Origin of the sequence: Sphingobacterium sp. LZ7M1, assembly GCF_024296865.1 — a bacterium.
Lineage (GTDB): Bacteria > Bacteroidota > Bacteroidia > Sphingobacteriales > Sphingobacteriaceae > Sphingobacterium.
The window spans coordinates 3,050,382-3,066,975 of record NZ_CP101134.1 but is presented as its reverse complement, the minus strand read 5'-3'; the positions used below and the strand labels follow the sequence as shown (position 1 = coordinate 3,066,975).

Sequence of the window (16,594 nt, the reverse complement as noted above, 5' to 3'; positions counted from 1 at the left end):
TGACCTTATGCTCTTGCGTTGTTCTGCTTATTGATTTTTCTATAGATAAATATTCCGACCAGACCAATACAGATCCAAAGAAAATCGATACTGAACAGATCTATATTTCCTTCAATCAAACTATTCCATACCCAATTTTTACCAAAGACCCCATTGACGATGGGTACCATAAAGGCAAGGATGCTTCCGATCAATAGGGTTTCCCTATTCGTTCTGTTGATATTTCTACGGATGATATAATAAGCACTAAATAGGAGCCAAGTCCAAAAATAAACCTGATATAGGAATTCCTGATTTACATTTGCAGTTAATTTTACCGCTATGAAGGTAATTGCAGTCGTTGGGAACATGGATAAACAGATGGCTAGGTATATGTTCGCCAACCAGAAGTTGAATTTTCTTTTATGCTTTGGTACATTGTTCTTGTCTCTTGCGACTAACCAGATCATGATTCCCGATGAAATGACCAAACAACCCATGATTCCCATAATAAAGGAAAGATATTTAAGGGGGTAACCAGCATAATCTCCAAAATGTAACCTATACAAGAGACTCTTGACATGATCTACAAAAGTGGAATTGTACATGGGGGTCTTCTCCTCCAGTATTTTCCCATCCATCGCCCGTATGTTATAGATTCCATAACCAGCCATGTGCTTGGAGTAGGTTGGGCTAATTTCAGCAATGATTTGCATATTTTGGTCCCCATAGTTCTTTATGCTGAGACGAAATACACGACTATCCGGCCATTTTCTCTTTACTGAATCCAATAAAGGATTGACCGTTGGGGTTTGAACTAAGGCTGAATAGCTGTATGGCAGGTTGACTTTATGGTTAAAGGCAAGGTCAGTGTACATGGTTTCTGAATCACCTTTGTAGATTATCTTTTCAAATGGGATAGCTAAGACAGAATTTAAGATTAAGAAGATACCGGTCACGGCATAGACAAATTGAAAAGGGAAGCCTACAACCCCTAAGGCAGTGTGCAAGTCGGTCCAGACCGTCTTCCATTTGGAAAAGGGACGAAAGATGAAGAAATTGGAAACGATCTTGTCCCAATGTAGCAATAAGCCCGTGATCAGCGCAAAGAGAAAGATAAAGGAGGTAAATCCTGCAACCACATAACCAAATGGGCCAATACCTATATTGATGGGCAGCTCATTCAATTGAGCCAAAAAATGCAGTCTATATAAAAATTCGGCAAGGTCATAGTTTTCACTGTAACTGCCGGACTTCCTGTTGATAAAGTTATATCCGAAATATTTTGAATCAGTAGTCGTCCAATCTGCTTTGTTGGCTACTTTTTCATTGATTATGGCTAAGTTTTTCTCATGTTGCAAGCTGTCCTTGGATTCGGTATAGCTCATGTAGGATCGAGCATTCTTATGATAAAAGGAAAAGGTAATATCTCTTCCCTTTAGTTCCATGTCCTGTCCGAGGGAATCCAATAAATAATCGCAGTCTACATCGGCAGTAGTCATTTTTGAGAACGAATCCCCTTGCTGCCAAGCTGCAATTTCATTTCTGAAAAATGAAAATGATCCAGCAAAGAATATGACATAGAGAATCGCACAGATGATAATCCCACTGATGGTATGGGTATTAAAGTAGATGTTATAATTTCTGGTATTCATTATGAATTAAAAGATGAAAGGGATTGATAAAAGGAAGGTTAGGCAAAGATATATTCCCCAGATGTACCAACCATTTTTCGATAAAAAAGCCAATAGGAGCAGGATTGCCCAAATGATATACCCAGAAAAACCAGACAGCATAACAATGTTTTTCCTTTCACAGAATAGGGTCAAGAAATTGTGGAAGGCAAGCATGAGCATATATCCTGCAAAGAAGCCTGCGGTGATTTTTAAAAAGCGTTGGAAAGGAGAGCTTAGGTATTTCTTGTTTGCGGGCATGGGTAAAGATGGATTTAGAAAAAAATAATTTCAATTGTCAGTGATATGGAAAAAAGAAGAAGGATATGTTTCCAGTTAATGGTCTTATAGGGGAAGAGCAAATTCAAAAGACTTAGGAAAGTCATTAAATAAACGCTAAACGCAAAACTTCCCGCTTCTAGACCTTGTTTCCAAAGAGTTAAGATAGCGGCAATTGCCAAAAGGATAAATCCTGCGAGTTTCAGTTGATTGGGGTGAAAAATTTTTAAAATACTGAATTCTACTTGATGGATGCTCTTCATTTTTTTGCTGCTACAATAAAGGAAGTAGGAACCGGTGAAAACGAAAAATATGATCAGGCTGTACATAATATTTGAGAAGGAAATTAGCCTAGTAAAATGCCGGCAAGCATTTTACTAGGCATAAGCTTAATTTACATTTATGGAATAAGTGCTGCCTCTCCAGATTTTTTCAATCTTTTGGCCATGCCAATCTTCAACTTTATCATCAGTTTTAGAAGCTTCGATAATGTATTTTCCTTTTACCAAGGGTTTAAAGGAAACTTTTCCTTGAATATCGGTATGGAGCGTTTTGGTCCAACCTTCAGGTCCCATGATAATCACTTCTCTTTCTTTTTCAGCCTGACCATCTTCCAATACCTGGACTTCCAGGCTTGCACCAACTTTTGGATTTTGGACTGTTGATTCAACATGGAAAGGAAGGCTATTTAATTTAGTCGATCCGTTTCCGACCTGGACGAAGGCTGTAGAAGAAAATTCGAATTTCATGGTTTCATAGGCTTCTTTTGCAGCTTTTACCACTGAAAGGATATAGGATCCATTTTCAGTAGGTAAAAATGAAGCTTCGAAATGGTCCGTTGATGCAGTTTTCTCTAAGGTTTTTTTACTTCCATCTGGCGCAATTAAAATCAGGTCGAAATTCTTGACATCTGAATACCATTTATCGATTGGGTCTACCAAACCTTCGGCATATTCACCGTAATAAACTTTGACCGTATGTTTCTGGTTCAATTTGCCATTTGTTTGGGTTTCAATCCATAATGCATGTGCACTTGCAAATTGAAGGCTTACAAGGCTTATTAAAATTGTCAATAATGTTTTTGTGTTCATGGTTTTAGAATTTATATGCAAATGTTAATCTATAGTTTCTTGGTGCACCGGCTTGCCAAGAGTAAACAGGGGTACTGAAGTAGCTGGTGTAATAACTACCGCCCTCAATCAAGTATTTATCCAAAAGGTTCTGTACATTTAGATTGACACTGAATTTGTCGATGCGGTAGCCCATTCCGGCATCAAAGCGGAAATAGTCTTCAATATTTTTTTCGGGTTCATCCTTGGAATAGAATTCCAAGGCACGTTGGATATTTGACATCCCTCCAAATTGGAAGGCCAAACCTTTTGCCTTTCCTCGCGTCAATTCATAGTCCAGCCATAGGTTGGCGATATGAACATCGGCACCATCAAGTCTTTGTCCAACAAAAAAGGCATCAACACCTTCATTGATTTTGGTTACTTGTCCGTCGGTATATGCATAGTTCGCAATCAGGTTCAATCCCCTTAATACCTCACCACGGATATCGACTTCGAGCCCGCGGATTCTTTTTTGCCCAACTTCGACTGACATCTCAGGTCTAGGTCCATAGGATGTTATTTCATGGTTTTTGGTGATTTGATAGATCGCGATGGTACTATTCCATTTTCCTTTGAACCAATCTCTTTTGATACCAAGTTCATAATTGTTACCTGTGATTGGTTTTATTTTAGAACCGTCAAATAAAATTCCTTGTTGGGGAAGAAAAGCTTGGTCAAGTAATGCATAGACTGCGGTATTTTTATCAATGGAGTAGGATAGACCAATTCTCGGTGTGACTTTTTCGCTTTTTACTGGTGCTCCGCCCCAGGTACTGATAGACATGGAGGTATAGCGAGCAGCCAAAGTCAAACGTAAAGCATTATCAAAAAAGCTCATTTGATCTTGCACATAGGCGGAGGTGTAATCCGTGGCCATACTACCACCGCCTACAGCTGCGCGTTGGGCCAAGGAATGTGATCGGTCAAAATTCTGAAGTCCAAAGTCAAATCCGTAAACAGGATTCTTAGGATCAAACTCACCACCATTCAAACTATCCAGAACAATACTTTGATTCCAGTCTGCCAAATAGGATTTACTACCTAGATCAATCCCTGCCAATATTTGATGTTTGATTTGTCCCGTGTTAAATGAACCATTTAAGAAGACTTGGCCTAATAACATGGTGCTTTGTGCATCCCAGGTGTCTGATTTCCTGATGACCTTGCCATTGGGAAGAATATCTTTTGGCCAACTGCTTGCGCCGATTTGGTTGTAATTAAAATAGGCACCCTGAGCAGTTAATTTCCAATTTTCATTTAATTTATGCTCGATATTGATGTATGCGGAGTGTTCATCAATGTCCATAGGTTCGGTTCCTTTTTGAGAAAAGGAGGTTTCTCTAGAAAGGGTTTTATAACCAAAAGGAGACATTAAATAACCGGATCCAACATCAGTCATGATTGCTTTCTGATAGGTGTATTCTAATGTTGCGGTTGTCTTATCATTGATTTTGTAAGATAGAACAGGAGCGATTACAAGTCTTTTATTGTCTTCATTCGGGCGGAATGAAGCTTTTGAAGAACCGGCAATATTCAATCGATATAATAACCTGCCATCTTTTGAGACCTTGCCATCCAAATCTAAGGTGGTTCTGTAATTTTCAAAACTTCCTAGGCTAAAGGTTACCTCGGCATTTTTTTGTCCGGTTGGCTTTTTGGTAACCACATTGTAGATTCCTGCAGGATCTCCACTGGACATCATAAATCCGGCTGGTCCTTTTACGAATTCAATTTTTTCTACGGTTGCCATGTCTTCAGATAGTGGACTCCAATAGGAACTGACAATATTCATCCCATTTCTGAAAGCCTGTATTTGTGACCCACGCATATGGATATTGACGTACATATCATTCCAATGCGTTTGTCGGCTTACCCCGGAGATATTCCTGAATGCACCATCCGCTAAATTGAATGCTTGTAGTTTTGCAAGCACTTCAGCATTTATGGTTTGCACATTCTGGGAAAGTTCTAGAATTGGAGTCTGAACCCTTAAGGAATTGGATAATTCATGTTCCACTATGGGTTTCTTGGCACTTATGACTACTTCCTGAAGAGTATTGGTCCCTTCTTCAAGCGTAAAATCTAATACTCGGGTTTCATTTTCCTTTAATGCGATAGTGCTGACTTGGGAGGTGAAACCAATATGTTTTGCCCTAACCTCATAAGTCTTTGCCGGTAGGTTAATGAACTGGTATTTTCCTAGAGAATCGACTTCCATCTCTTGAGAGCCATTCAATTTGACAACCACATTTTTGGCTGGATTTCCTTTCTGTGTCAGGATAGTTCCTTTGATAATGCCATTTTGGGCGTATGAGGATGTTATTAAGAATATTATAAATAGAGTGGTTAAGAGGTTAGTTTTCATTATAGGACTGGATCGATTTTAGAATAGAAGGAAAAAGAATAAACATGAGGGTCTGAAAAAGTACATTGCAAGTCCCTGAAAAGAAAAGATTTGTAAAAAAACTAGTTTTACTCGTAGGGGAGTGATTAGAAAAAAGATTGTAAATCATAAATGTTAATGTATAGTGTTAAAAATTCCATTAACTGTTTATGAAAGAACCTTGGGATAAATAAATAGGGAGAGCGCCCAATTTTTTTTATCTTGCAGGTCCTTTCATACTTACAGTGTGTTAAAGGTGATTGATTCATTGAGTCAATCAACTAATAGCAGTTACAGCTGATATTAGATTTTTGGCGTCATGCAGAGATTGCCGTCTTTAGCATGGCGCTATTTTGTTTTATAAGCAGTCCTTTAAACCGTCCCTCCACAAACATGAAGAATTATAGTGCTAAAATATAAACGAAACTAACAGGTAGAGGTTAGTTTATTTAGACTCATTAAAAACAAGTACAAATATAGAATGAAAATGTTTGTTTGCAACAATTTTTATATAATTAATAAATTAATTGAAGTTCAGTTAATTGCATGATGATATAAAGCTGTTTCGGTATTTGAAAGGTTTGATAATATTTTGTTTACAGAGCCTAATTGAAGGCGACTTTTAATTAAATTCCTGTATATTGTTAACTATATTCTTGCAGTAGACATTGCTGCAGATTAATCAACTAAACTTTTAATAAATGAAAATCAACACTCCTAAATGGGTGGTTCTACTGAGTTTAGGCCTAGCGTTCTTGAACGTTGAAGAAGCAAACGCCCAAAGTAAAACTGCGCTTTCAGAAACATTTATCGAATTAGCAGATCCCACGGCCGATGTCAATTCGGATTGGTCAAAGGTTGGTCCAGGTTTGCATAGCTCTTTTGTAACAATCGATAAGCGATTTGCCAAATCCTTGGCACCAGAAATTGCCAAGCAAAACAGGGTGAAAATTGAAGGTTGGAAAGGGGAGAAGCTATCTGCACAGATCCTTTTATGGACCAGTTCCGATATTGCTGATGTTCATGTAGATATTTCGGATTTAGTATCGAAAAATAAGGCGGTGATTCCCCAAGCAGCGACGGATGCACGATTTGTCCGCTATGTCATGACTGATGAGTTTGCAGGCGGATGTGGGTACCGGAAACCTGAGGATTTCGCCTCCTCATTAGCTCCGGATATGTTGGATAATTTAAAGTCCTTCGATATCCCTAAGAAAACAGCTAGACCTGTCTGGGTTAGTGTAAAGATTCCCGAAAATGCACAGGCAGGTACATACAATGCTATTGTAACAATTTCTGCCAAAGGTCAACCTGCACAAAAATTGGCCTTGGAGCTGGATGTGATCAATCAAACCTTGCCGAAAGCAACGGAATGGAGCTATCACCTAGACCAATGGCAGCATCCATCAGCCGTGGCTCGTGTTGAAGGATTGGAAATGTGGAGTGATGCCCATTTTGAAGCGATGAAACCAGTGATGCAAATGCTGGCTGATGCTGGCCAAAAAGTAATAACCACCACATTGAACAAAGACCCCTGGAATGTTCAGACCTATGATCCCTATGCCGATATGATCACATGGACCAAAAATAGCAATGGAAAATGGACTTATGATTATACCGTATTTGACCGTTGGGTGCAATTTATGATGGATCTGGGTGTTGATGATATGATAAACTGTTATTCAATTATTCCTTGGAACAATGAAATCCATTATAAGGATGCCACTAAAGCAGAGTTGGTCAATGTGGTCACAAAACCGGGCACAGCTATTTTTGAAGAACTTTGGACACCTTTTTTAAAGGATTTCGTTAAGCATCTTGAAGCAAAGGGCTGGTTGGATAAAACCAATATTGCCATGGATGAACGCGAAAAGGAACAAATGGATGCTGCATTTGCTTTATTGGAGAAGGTAGCACCGGAAATCGGGATTTCGTATGCTGATAATCAAAAAACCTATCAAAGGTTTCCAAATTCGGAAGATATCAGCATTTCAGTGGGGCATCCATTTTCAAAGGCCGATATCATGGACCGCCATAAAAGAGGGTTAAACAGTACTTTTTATATCTGTTGTTCGGATGGTTTTCCGAATCAGTTTACATTTTCAGAACCTGCGGAATCGACCTACCTAGGTTGGTATGCTTTAGCAACCGGCTTTGATGGGATGTTGAGGTGGGCCTATAATTCATGGGTAGAAAACCCTTTAACGGATTCCAGGTTCAGGACCTGGCCTGCTGGTGATACCTATATCGTCTATCCTAAGGGACGTTCATCAATTCGATACGAAAGGATGTTGGAAGGTATCCAAGATTATGAAAAAGCGAGAATTGTGATGAAAGCGCTGAAAGAGAAAAACGATCAAAAAGCCATAGATAGCTTTCAGACCGCAATCAATAAAATGGAGGCCAATCAGCGATTTGATGGGTGGAATGAGGAATTGAACAATGCTAAGACCTTATTGAACGATTTGTCAAGAAGTCTTTAGATTATAAAATTAATTATGCATCAGGCAGTAGTATCCTTTTTCTACTGCCTATTTTTTTGAATTATGAGAATCAACACTAAACTAATCCTGATAGCCTTATTGGCAGTTTCAACTGTACAATACGCAGAAGGGCAGACAACACAATCCGAGCACAAAGATTGGTTAATCCAATCAACAGGCTTTCAATCGAAAATTGTTAACAATAAGGATGGGATTGTCCTTGAAAATGGACTTATCAGAAGAGCCTTTAAGAAAGCTGCCAACCTAGCTTGTTATGATTTTAGCAACCTGAGCAATGGTCAGCAATTGATACGTGCGATAGAACCAGAGGCAATCGTCAATATTAATGGGAAGGACTATGAGATAGGCGGGTTGAAGGGACAGAAAGAAAAAGCTTATTTCTTGACAGAATGGTTTCCTTCCTTAAAAGCGAATCCAGATGCTTTTGTCTTTAAGTCGGCCAAGGAACTGCCACTAGAACAGGCCTTGAACAGCAATAGTCCGTTTTGGTCCTCAAATTCTGAAAAGGCAAAAGGGATAGGTTTAGTTTTAGAATTTCAGCATCCTGAATTAGCTGGGGTTTCCGTGGATGTACATTATGAAATCTATGATGGATTGCCAGTTCTTCGAAAATGGGTAGTAGTGCGAAATGAGAGTCAAAACAAAATTCAGGTAAACCGCTTAGTCAATGAAATCCTCTCCTTGGTAGAAGAGGAATCAGCGGTCGTAGGAAGTACAGAGGATATGAAAAAGCAATCGGGTATCTATTTTGAAACCAATTACGCTTTTAACAATGCCATGAAATATCGACTATCTGAACAGACTTTGCATTGGGAGCAGGATAGCAGCTATACCTCTCAAGTTAATTATGATCTGACCACTCCGGCAAAAGCCTTAATCTATCCGAAGGATGTATCGAAGATTGATGTTTTACCGAAACAGAAGTTTACCTCGGTCAAGACTTTTGAATTGTTGCATGATAGCCATGATCAGGAGCGTAGAGGGCTTGCTGTACGGAAAATGTACCGTCAATTAACTCCTTGGATCAATGCTAACCCAATCTTTATGCATTTAGTCAGTAAAAATAGGGAGGAGGTGATCACAGCTATCGATCAATGTGCTGAAACAGGTTATGAGGCGGTTATCCTGAGTTTTGGAAGCCATCTGAAAATGGAGTTAAATACCCCAGAGAATCATAAAGAATGGCGGGAACTGGCGGATTATGCGAAATCAAAAGGCGTGAAATTGGGCGGTTACACCTTATTCAGTTCCAGGACTATTAACGCTGAAACGGATGTGATCAATCCGAAAACAGGAAAGCCAGGGGGCGCATTTTTTGGCAATGCACCCTGTTTTGGCAGTCAGTGGGGGTTAGATTATGCGCAAGCCATTAAAGACTTTTTCAGGAATACTGGTTTCAGTATTTTAGAAATGGATGGGCCATATCCGGGCGATGTCTGTGCGTCCCATGATCACCCAGGTCACCATGGGTTGGAAGATTCCCAATTTGCGCAGATGGAAATACAGAAGTCGATCTTCCACGAATTGAATCAGATGGGAGTTTATATCAATGCCCCGGACTGGTATTTTCTAGATGGAACGAATAAAATTGCGTTGGGTTATCGGGAGGTGAATTTTTCTTTGTCGCGAGACCAACAGAAGATTTTAAACAGACAAAATATCTACGATGGTACTTGGGAAAAAACTCCTTCGATGGGTTGGGGTTTTGTACCCCTGACGGCCTATCATGGTGGTGGCGCTGATGCCGTTTTAGAACCCTTAAATGATCATTTGGATGATTATAAACAATTGATGATGCAATATTATGGAGCCGGGGTTCAAGCCTGTTACAGAGGCCCCCGTTTGTATGACACTGAAAGGACTAAGGCTACGGTCATAGAAGTCATTGATTGGTACAAAAAATATAGAGATATCTTGAATGCGGATATCATCCATTTGCGAAGGGCAGATGGCAGAAATTGGGATGGGATACTGCATGTTGATCCAAATGGAAAGGAGAAAGGTTTGGGGATGTTGTATAATCCAACTGATAGCGAGATGGTTATTCAAATAGACCTGCCGCTTTACTATACCGGTTTGGACAAGGATGTACAGATTGCTTTTGAAGGAGAGAACCCGAAAAAGTATCAGTTAGCAAGAGATTATAAAGTGAATTTACCGGTCAAGATTCCTGCAAAGGGTTATACTTGGTTTACCGTTAAGTAATCAAAAAAGGGTCGTATCAGAATGATATGACCCTTTTTTGATTATAGAAATAATAGAAAATAATCCACTTCCTAGCTTAGCCTCTTGACTCATTTCCTTGTTGCTTTTTAATGCAGGAGAATTAAAGCTCAAAAAATGAACCTAGGTTAATAAATATTGTTGTAACAATCCTAGAAATTTATAGTATTACTAATCTTTTTAAATATATTTGAATACTAGATTATTCGTTTTAGTTAGCTCAAAACAGCAATTATTGACTAGAGTTGACTCAAATTTTTATAAATCAATTAGCCCAATGAGAAAAAACACATTAACATTTGCTTTAAGCATATTTTTGGGTATTTCAGTTTCTTCAAGTTATGCACAAAGCTGGGAACATACTGATGCCGACCGCAAGGTTGCAGTAGAAGTAGATACGTTAAAGAAGAAGGGATATACACTGATCTGGATCAATAAGGATAAAGAATTTAGTGCAGAAACTAAACAGCAGCTTATTGATACCTATTTTATCAACTATCCTAAATTGGTCAAAAAATTCAATAAGAAAACCAGAAAAGAAGTGACTTTTGTCATTGACCCTGAATATGATGGTGTTGCAGCCACTGCAGGAGGGATTGTTCGATATAGTCCAAATTGGTTGAAGAAAAATCCACATGATATCGATGTCGTGACGCATGAAGTCATGCATATCGTTCAGGCTTATCCAAATGGATCGGGTCCTTGGTGGATTACAGAAGGGATTGCTGATTATATTCGATATAAATATGGTGTCGCCAATGAAGCAGGCAATTGGAGGCTTCCTGAATTTAATGAAAAACAGAAGTATACCGATTCTTACAGGATTACTGCTCGGTTCTTCAATTGGATTGAGCATAATAAGAAAAAGAACTTTGTCAAAAAGTTAGACCTGGCTATGCGCAATAAGACCTATTCGGACTCTTTTTGGGCAAATGAAACCGGAAAAACGATCGATGAACTTTGGGCAGAATATGCTTTAAACCCCGCAATTTAAAATGATGAAAATGAACTATATGAATTTTGCCAAGGTATTGGCTTTTATGGTCATTCCGGTATTATCGAATGCCCAGCAGCCAAACCTGAGTCAATACGTCAAACCATTGATCGGAACGGCTAAAATGGGGCATACTTTCCCTGGAGCAACGGTTCCTTTTGGGTCGGTACAATTGAGCCCTGAGACAGATACCATCCCATATGCAGTCAACGGACAATATACGGGTGATGTATATAAATACTGTGCAGGTTATCAATACGATGATCCAACCATTGTTGGTTTCAGTCATACGCATTTCTCGGGAACAGGACATTCCGATCTTGGCGATATATTGGTGATGCCTACTCAAGGAAAGGTGCAATTGAACCCAGGGACAGCCGATAGGCCACAAGATGGGTATAGATCGGCATATAGCCATGATAATGAAATTGCCGAAGCCAATTACTATAAAGTGAAACTGGATAAGCATAATATTCAGGCGGAATTGACTACAAGTACCCGTGTTGGAGTTCATCGCTATACCTTTCCAGCTTCCGATCATTCCCATTTGATCTTAGACTTGACAGCGGGTATCTATAACTATGATGGCAAAAATGTTTGGACCGTGGTCAGGGTATTGAATGACTCCACCATAACAGGGTATAGGCAGACCAATGGTTGGGCAAGAACCAGAACCGTTTATTTTGCTATCAAAACTTCCAAAGCATTCAAAAATTATGGAGCGAAGTATTTGGATAAAAATGTGCAGTACAAAGGCTTTTGGCGGAAATTCAACCAAGAGGATAACTTTCCAGATCTAGCGGCGCATAATATCAAGATGCACCTGGATTTTGATACCAAAGAGGGGGAGCAAGTGATGATGAAAGTGGCATTGAGTCCAGTGAGCATGAAGAATGCATTGGAAAATATGCAAGCAGAGACTCCAAACTGGAATTTTGAACAAATTGTAAACAAAGGAAAATCAGATTGGAATAAGGAGCTTGAGAAGTTTAAGGTCGATATGTTGAACAAAGAGGATCTGGTTAACTTTTATACCTCCGTTTATCATGCGAACCTGATGCCAACCGTATATATGGACCTAAATGGCGAGTATAAGGGTTTGGATCAAGAAATCCATAAAGCTGAGGGTTTTACGAATTACACCTCCTTTTCTTTATGGGATACCTTTAGGGCTTTTCATCCTTGGCTGAATTTGGTCGATCCGAAAAGAAATGCAGATATGGTTTCTTCGATGATGGCGCATCATGAACAGTCGGTCTTGAATATGTTGCCAATCTGGTCGCATTATGCGAATGAAAACTGGTGTATGAGTGGGTACCATTCGGTATCGGTGGTGGTAGACGCTATTATGAAAGGTGTATATAAAGGAGATGCGGAAGCTGCCTTGAAAGCCTGTGTTCAAACGGCAAATGCAAGAAGATATGAAGGTATTGGGGATTACATCGACTTGGGCTATGTTCCGGATGATAAAAATGGGACTTCAGTGTCAAATACCTTGGAATATGCTTATGATGATTGGTGTATTGCTCAATTGGCAGAAAAATTGGGTAAGGCGGAAATCGCTGCAGAATTTAACAAACGCGCCGAGAATTGGAAGAACCTGTATGATGAGCGAATTGGTTTTATGCGTCCTAAAGATAGCAAAGGGGTGTTCAGAGAGAAGTTTGATGTGCTAGATACCCATGGGCAAGGTTTTATTGAGGGAAATACCTGGAATTACTCTTTATATGTACCACACCAACCAGTTCAATTGATGGAGACAATGGGCGGACAGAAACGATTTGAAACTTATTTGGATTCCTTGTTTACCATGCACCTTCCAGATAAGTATTTTGAAAATACCGAGGATATTACCCGTGAAGGCATCATTGGGAACTATGTGCATGGGAATGAACCGTCGCACCATGTTGCCTATCTGTATAATATCACCAAAAGCCCTTGGAAAGCTCAGGAAAGAATCAGACAGATTATTCGTAACCAATATCATAATGGTCCTGCTGGATTAGGAGGAAATGATGATTGTGGGCAAATGTCTGCTTGGTATCTCTTCAGTTCTTTGGGATTCTATCCTGTAGCGCCTGGAGATCCACATTATTGGTTGGGTAGTCCATTGGTAAAATCAGCTGAAGTGCAATTGGATAATGGGAAGACCTTGAAGGTTTTTGCAAAGAACCAATCGGAGAAAAATGTATATGTGAGCAAGGTATTGTGGAATGGACAAGAGCTGAAAGATTTTAAGATTTCGCATGCCGATATTTCAAATGGAGGAGAGTTGCAGTTTGTAATGGCATCCAAACCTAAAAAATAATAAGAAATATAAAATTAAAAGATAAGGGGCGATGAATTTCATTGCCCCTTATCTGTGTTATGTAGTGTAGTTGTTATTCAGGTAAATTTCCTAACGCTAAATTATCCATGATCTTACACACCTCGTCAATGCTGTATCCTTCTCCCTGTACCTTCATTAAGTATCTTTTTTTATGGAGCCATTCAATTTTTGAGGTCTGCTTATCGTAGTATTTTTCTTCTGTTAGTTTTGCTCTTTGACCTTTATATTCCATCGTTTTTTCGGTCATATCGTCCGTGATTCTTTCCGAATCCTGGTTGAAACCATAAAATGCGAGACCAGTAATAGAGCTTGCCGCTTCACCAGCTCCGTCCAAGATGGATACTTCAATTGTTTTTGTAGCACCTTCGTCTTGATAGGTCGCATTTGCACTGGAGATCCCAATGGATGCAGATTCACCTAGGTTGATGGAAGTCCTTTTCAAGCCTTCTAATGTTTCAGGTAGGACCTTTTTTAATTCATCGTTACTTACAGGTGTCTTTTCTTTTAAGGCATTCATCTGAACCTCAATATCCTTCATGGCTTTTTCAAGACCACTTAGACCTTTGATGGCCTCGCCGGCATTGCTTAGGTTCTCAATAACCCCCGTATCTTCTGAATCTCCCTCTTCCTCTGAATTATTCGAACTGCCACATGCGACAAATAGACTGCATCCCAGAACTAGTGATGCCATAAAAAACTGTTTTTTCATATTAGGATAGATTTTGTTTCTAGCAAATCTAAAATAATAAAAGAGTTAGGGACAGAAAATATTGGAAATTACCTGTATACAGGTATCGATATCAGGTAATCTCGCTAAAGGTTTAAATATTTCCCTATGGCTGCGGACATTTCTTCCGGAGAACCATCAACTTCGGCAATGGAAATACGGATGACTCCTTTCATGCCTTTTAGATAGGTGTCACGGACAAAGAAGTTATTCATTCTGTCGGCATATTTCTTGGGGTCCTTGACATGGATGTCAAGGTAGTTTCCATGGAAATTGATATCTACTAAATCATCCCATTCAATTAATTCCGCTGCCTTAGCAATCGGCGTCGTATTGGACGTTATTCCATTTGTGCCAATACTTAGGGCGATTTCATCCGCTTTTTTGCCAAATAACTTCATGTAGGTAAAAGCCCCAAAGCCCAATATGGCAATAAATATACTGCCATATTTCCCCATCGAAACCACGTAGGAAGATGTGTCTACAAACCATTTATAGTATGCAAAACCTAAGCCTGCAATTCCCAATAGCAGAAATATCATGGCCATATTGTTTAGTTTTTTCTGATTGTATTTAAAGTTTGTCAATTCCATTGTTTTATAGTTTAATTATACCTTGTCTATTGAATATTTTCCAGCCCCAGTGAAAAAGAGGCTTGCCGAAACAAACAGCATAGCTAGAGCCGGTGTCATAAGGTCTATGCTATCGCCATTAGGGAAGTGAACCATGAAAATGGCGATTAAAAAGTTTATAAAAATAATTGCTGCGGAAAGCTTTGTTTGCCAACCAATCAACATTAGGAAGCCAGCGATCATCTGTACAGCAACTGAGCTAATAGCAGAAACCATTGGGAATGGGAATTTATATTTTCCCAAAAAGCCAGCAAATTCCTGCATATGGTCCCAGCTGATCAGATTATCCGATACGCCGTACATAAGCCTTAAGCCTATGAAAATTCGAAGAAGAAGGATTCCAAATGATGTGTTGGTCATAAATAACTTTTTCCCAATGCAACATGAATTAGTTAAAAATGTTTTTACAATTTTAACCTGCTAATATCTTTTTCTTTTCAGCATCAAATTCTTCCTGTGTCAAAATGCCGGCATCCATTAGGTCCTTTAGGTCCATCAGGGCTTTTTTCTTATCCACTGGTGCTGCTGCGCTTGCCGCTGGACTTGGTGCTGCGGTATTTGCTTGCTCCTTTCCTTGGGTAGATCCAAATTGGATCAGCAAGGCCGTGATTTCGTTGAAACCCTTGATGTTGGAGTAATCGATCGCTTTTTGCTCTTTTACATTGACCAATTGCGGGTCAGCATTGTTTTCTAAAAGGAATTTGAGCACATCTTTTTTGCCATTTGCTGCGGCATAGTGCAGGGCTGTATTTCCTGACTCGTCCTGTTGATTGATATTGGCACCACGTTCAATCAGTAATTTGACCATACTTAGGTGTCCATTCTTAACGGCATGTTGTAGCAAACTTTCACCACCTTGGGATTCATTGACATTAAAATTGAATTGGGCATCTATAGACAGGTTGTTGTTGGTTTCTACAAAGTCCAGATATCCATACATGGCTTGGCTGTTTCCAGTGACTGGTCGGCTGTGGTTTACATCCAGGCCGTTATCAAGAAGCAGGGAGACGATTTCTTTTTGGTTATGGCTGCAGGCATACCAAATAGGAGAAACTCCTTCAGAACTGCTAATTGATACATCAGCACCATTTTCTAACAGGGTCTTAACCATGGCTTTGTTGCCTTCGTAACATGCAACCAAGATGGCCGATTCGCCAAATTGATTGATCTGATTGACATCTGCCCCGTTTTCCAATAACAGGTCAACCATAGGGAGGTGCCTGTTCTTTACGGCAATTAATAAAGGCGTGTTTCCTGATTTGTTGCTAGCTTCTGGATTAGCACCATTCTCAAGTAGGATTTTGGCTGCCTCAAGGCTTCTGTTCAATACAGCTAGCATCAAAGGACTTTCGGTACTGTTGTTTAATGCATTGACGTCAAGTCCTTTTTCGATCAAGGTCTTGAGGACATCAGCTTGACCAGTTGAAGCTGTCAAATGAAGGAGGCTGTTGCCTTTGAGGTCATTAATGTCAACCCTTGCATCTTCTTCAATCAGATATATGGCCGTTTGTTTCTGCTTTTGGAGACATGCGAAGAATAGGGGAGTTTCGCCCTGTTGATCCTCATAATCTAGTTCAGCACCTTTTTCTGCCAATAGTTTGACCAGGTCAAGGTAGCCACGATGTGCTGCATAATGCATGGCGGTTCTGCCTTTTTCATCTGTATACTTGACATCGACTTCATTGTTCTCTAATAGTAATTCGGCTATTTTACGTTTGCCGCCCTCACAGGCGATAATAAATGACATGGACATAATTTC

Annotated in this window: 12 protein-coding genes; 5 read left to right on the top strand and 7 right to left on the bottom strand. The window is 39.6% G+C overall.

The annotated features are described in order from the left end of the window. Positions 1-5: 5 nt before the first annotated feature. Positions 6-1,634: a PepSY domain-containing protein gene (locus NMK93_RS13250; protein ID WP_254527798.1), complete on the bottom strand. Its 1,629-nt coding sequence runs from the start codon at positions 1,632-1,634 to the stop codon at positions 6-8. A 13-nt stretch (positions 1,635-1,647) separates the two neighbouring features. On the opposite strand from NMK93_RS13250, the gene NMK93_RS13245 reads away from it, so the two are divergent. After that, positions 1,648-1,941: a hypothetical protein gene (locus tag NMK93_RS13245; RefSeq protein ID WP_254527797.1), complete on the top strand. Its 294-nt coding sequence runs from the start codon at positions 1,648-1,650 to the stop codon at positions 1,939-1,941. Positions 1,942-2,320: 379 nt separating this feature from the next. Here NMK93_RS13245 and NMK93_RS13240 read toward each other — a convergent pair whose 3' ends face one another. Together NMK93_RS13240 and NMK93_RS13235 are read right to left on the bottom strand one after the other, a co-directional pair. Then, complete coding sequence (locus NMK93_RS13240) at positions 2,321-3,022, bottom strand: DUF4198 domain-containing protein (RefSeq protein ID WP_254527796.1); 702 nt, start codon at positions 3,020-3,022, stop codon at positions 2,321-2,323. Positions 3,023-3,026: 4 nt separating this feature from the next. Then, positions 3,027-5,408, bottom strand: coding sequence for a TonB-dependent siderophore receptor (locus NMK93_RS13235; RefSeq protein WP_254527795.1), 2,382 nt, complete (start codon positions 5,406-5,408; stop codon positions 3,027-3,029). A 719-nt stretch (positions 5,409-6,127) separates the two neighbouring features. Here NMK93_RS13235 and NMK93_RS13230 point away from each other — a divergent pair. The 4 genes from NMK93_RS13230 (at position 6,128) to NMK93_RS13215 (ending at position 13,455) form a co-directional block, all read left to right on the top strand. Beyond that, entirely contained in the window at positions 6,128-7,909 is a 1,782-nt protein-coding gene (locus NMK93_RS13230; RefSeq protein ID WP_254527793.1) for a glycoside hydrolase domain-containing protein, read from the top strand. A 63-nt stretch (positions 7,910-7,972) separates the two neighbouring features. Next, entirely contained in the window at positions 7,973-10,135 is a 2,163-nt protein-coding gene (locus NMK93_RS13225; protein WP_254527791.1) for an alpha-galactosidase, read from the top strand. A gap of 295 nt (positions 10,136-10,430) precedes the next feature. Continuing rightward, positions 10,431-11,147: a basic secretory family protein gene (locus NMK93_RS13220; RefSeq protein WP_254527789.1), complete on the top strand. Its 717-nt coding sequence runs from the start codon at positions 10,431-10,433 to the stop codon at positions 11,145-11,147. Positions 11,148-11,157: 10 nt separating this feature from the next. Beyond that, positions 11,158-13,455, top strand: a complete 2,298-nt coding sequence (locus NMK93_RS13215) for a GH92 family glycosyl hydrolase (protein WP_254527787.1) — start codon at positions 11,158-11,160, stop codon at positions 13,453-13,455. A gap of 73 nt (positions 13,456-13,528) precedes the next feature. Here NMK93_RS13215 and NMK93_RS13210 read toward each other — a convergent pair whose 3' ends face one another. The 4 genes from NMK93_RS13210 to NMK93_RS13195 form a co-directional block, all read right to left on the bottom strand. Beyond that, on the bottom strand, positions 13,529-14,167 hold the full coding sequence (locus NMK93_RS13210; RefSeq protein ID WP_254527782.1) for a hypothetical protein: 639 nt from the start codon (positions 14,165-14,167) through the stop codon (positions 13,529-13,531). A gap of 122 nt (positions 14,168-14,289) precedes the next feature. Next, positions 14,290-14,796 (bottom strand): STM3941 family protein, encoded by a 507-nt coding sequence (locus tag NMK93_RS13205; protein WP_185213737.1) that lies wholly within the window; start codon positions 14,794-14,796, stop codon positions 14,290-14,292. A 15-nt stretch (positions 14,797-14,811) separates the two neighbouring features. After that, a complete protein-coding gene (locus tag NMK93_RS13200; RefSeq protein WP_254527781.1) occupies positions 14,812-15,195 on the bottom strand; it encodes a DoxX family protein in 384 nt (127 codons plus the stop codon). Positions 15,196-15,247: 52 nt separating this feature from the next. Then, entirely contained in the window at positions 15,248-16,582 is a 1,335-nt protein-coding gene (locus tag NMK93_RS13195; RefSeq protein WP_237235633.1) for an ankyrin repeat domain-containing protein, read from the bottom strand. Between the last annotated feature and the right edge of the window lie 12 nt (positions 16,583-16,594).

Bases quoted from the DNA above. Each gene is read 5' to 3' on its own strand.
- NMK93_RS13245 (WP_254527797.1), top strand. From the start codon at position 1,648: ATGAAAGGGATTGATAAAAGGAAGGTTAGGCAAAGATATATTCCCCAG.
- NMK93_RS13200 (WP_254527781.1), bottom strand. From the start codon at position 15,195: ATGACCAACACATCATTTGGAATCCTTCTTCTTCGAATTTTCATAGGC.
- NMK93_RS13205 (WP_185213737.1), bottom strand. From the start codon at position 14,796: ATGGAATTGACAAACTTTAAATACAATCAGAAAAAACTAAACAATATG.
- NMK93_RS13195 (WP_237235633.1), bottom strand. From the start codon at position 16,582: ATGTCATTTATTATCGCCTGTGAGGGCGGCAAACGTAAAATAGCCGAA.
- NMK93_RS13230 (WP_254527793.1), top strand. From the start codon at position 6,128: ATGAAAATCAACACTCCTAAATGGGTGGTTCTACTGAGTTTAGGCCTA.
- NMK93_RS13215 (WP_254527787.1), top strand. From the start codon at position 11,158: ATGAACTATATGAATTTTGCCAAGGTATTGGCTTTTATGGTCATTCCG.
- NMK93_RS13240 (WP_254527796.1), bottom strand. From the start codon at position 3,022: ATGAACACAAAAACATTATTGACAATTTTAATAAGCCTTGTAAGCCTT.
- NMK93_RS13250 (WP_254527798.1), bottom strand. From the start codon at position 1,634: ATGAATACCAGAAATTATAACATCTACTTTAATACCCATACCATCAGT.
- NMK93_RS13225 (WP_254527791.1), top strand. From the start codon at position 7,973: ATGAGAATCAACACTAAACTAATCCTGATAGCCTTATTGGCAGTTTCA.
- NMK93_RS13235 (WP_254527795.1), bottom strand. From the start codon at position 5,408: ATGAAAACTAACCTCTTAACCACTCTATTTATAATATTCTTAATAACA.
- NMK93_RS13220 (WP_254527789.1), top strand. From the start codon at position 10,431: ATGAGAAAAAACACATTAACATTTGCTTTAAGCATATTTTTGGGTATT.
- NMK93_RS13210 (WP_254527782.1), bottom strand. From the start codon at position 14,167: ATGGCATCACTAGTTCTGGGATGCAGTCTATTTGTCGCATGTGGCAGT.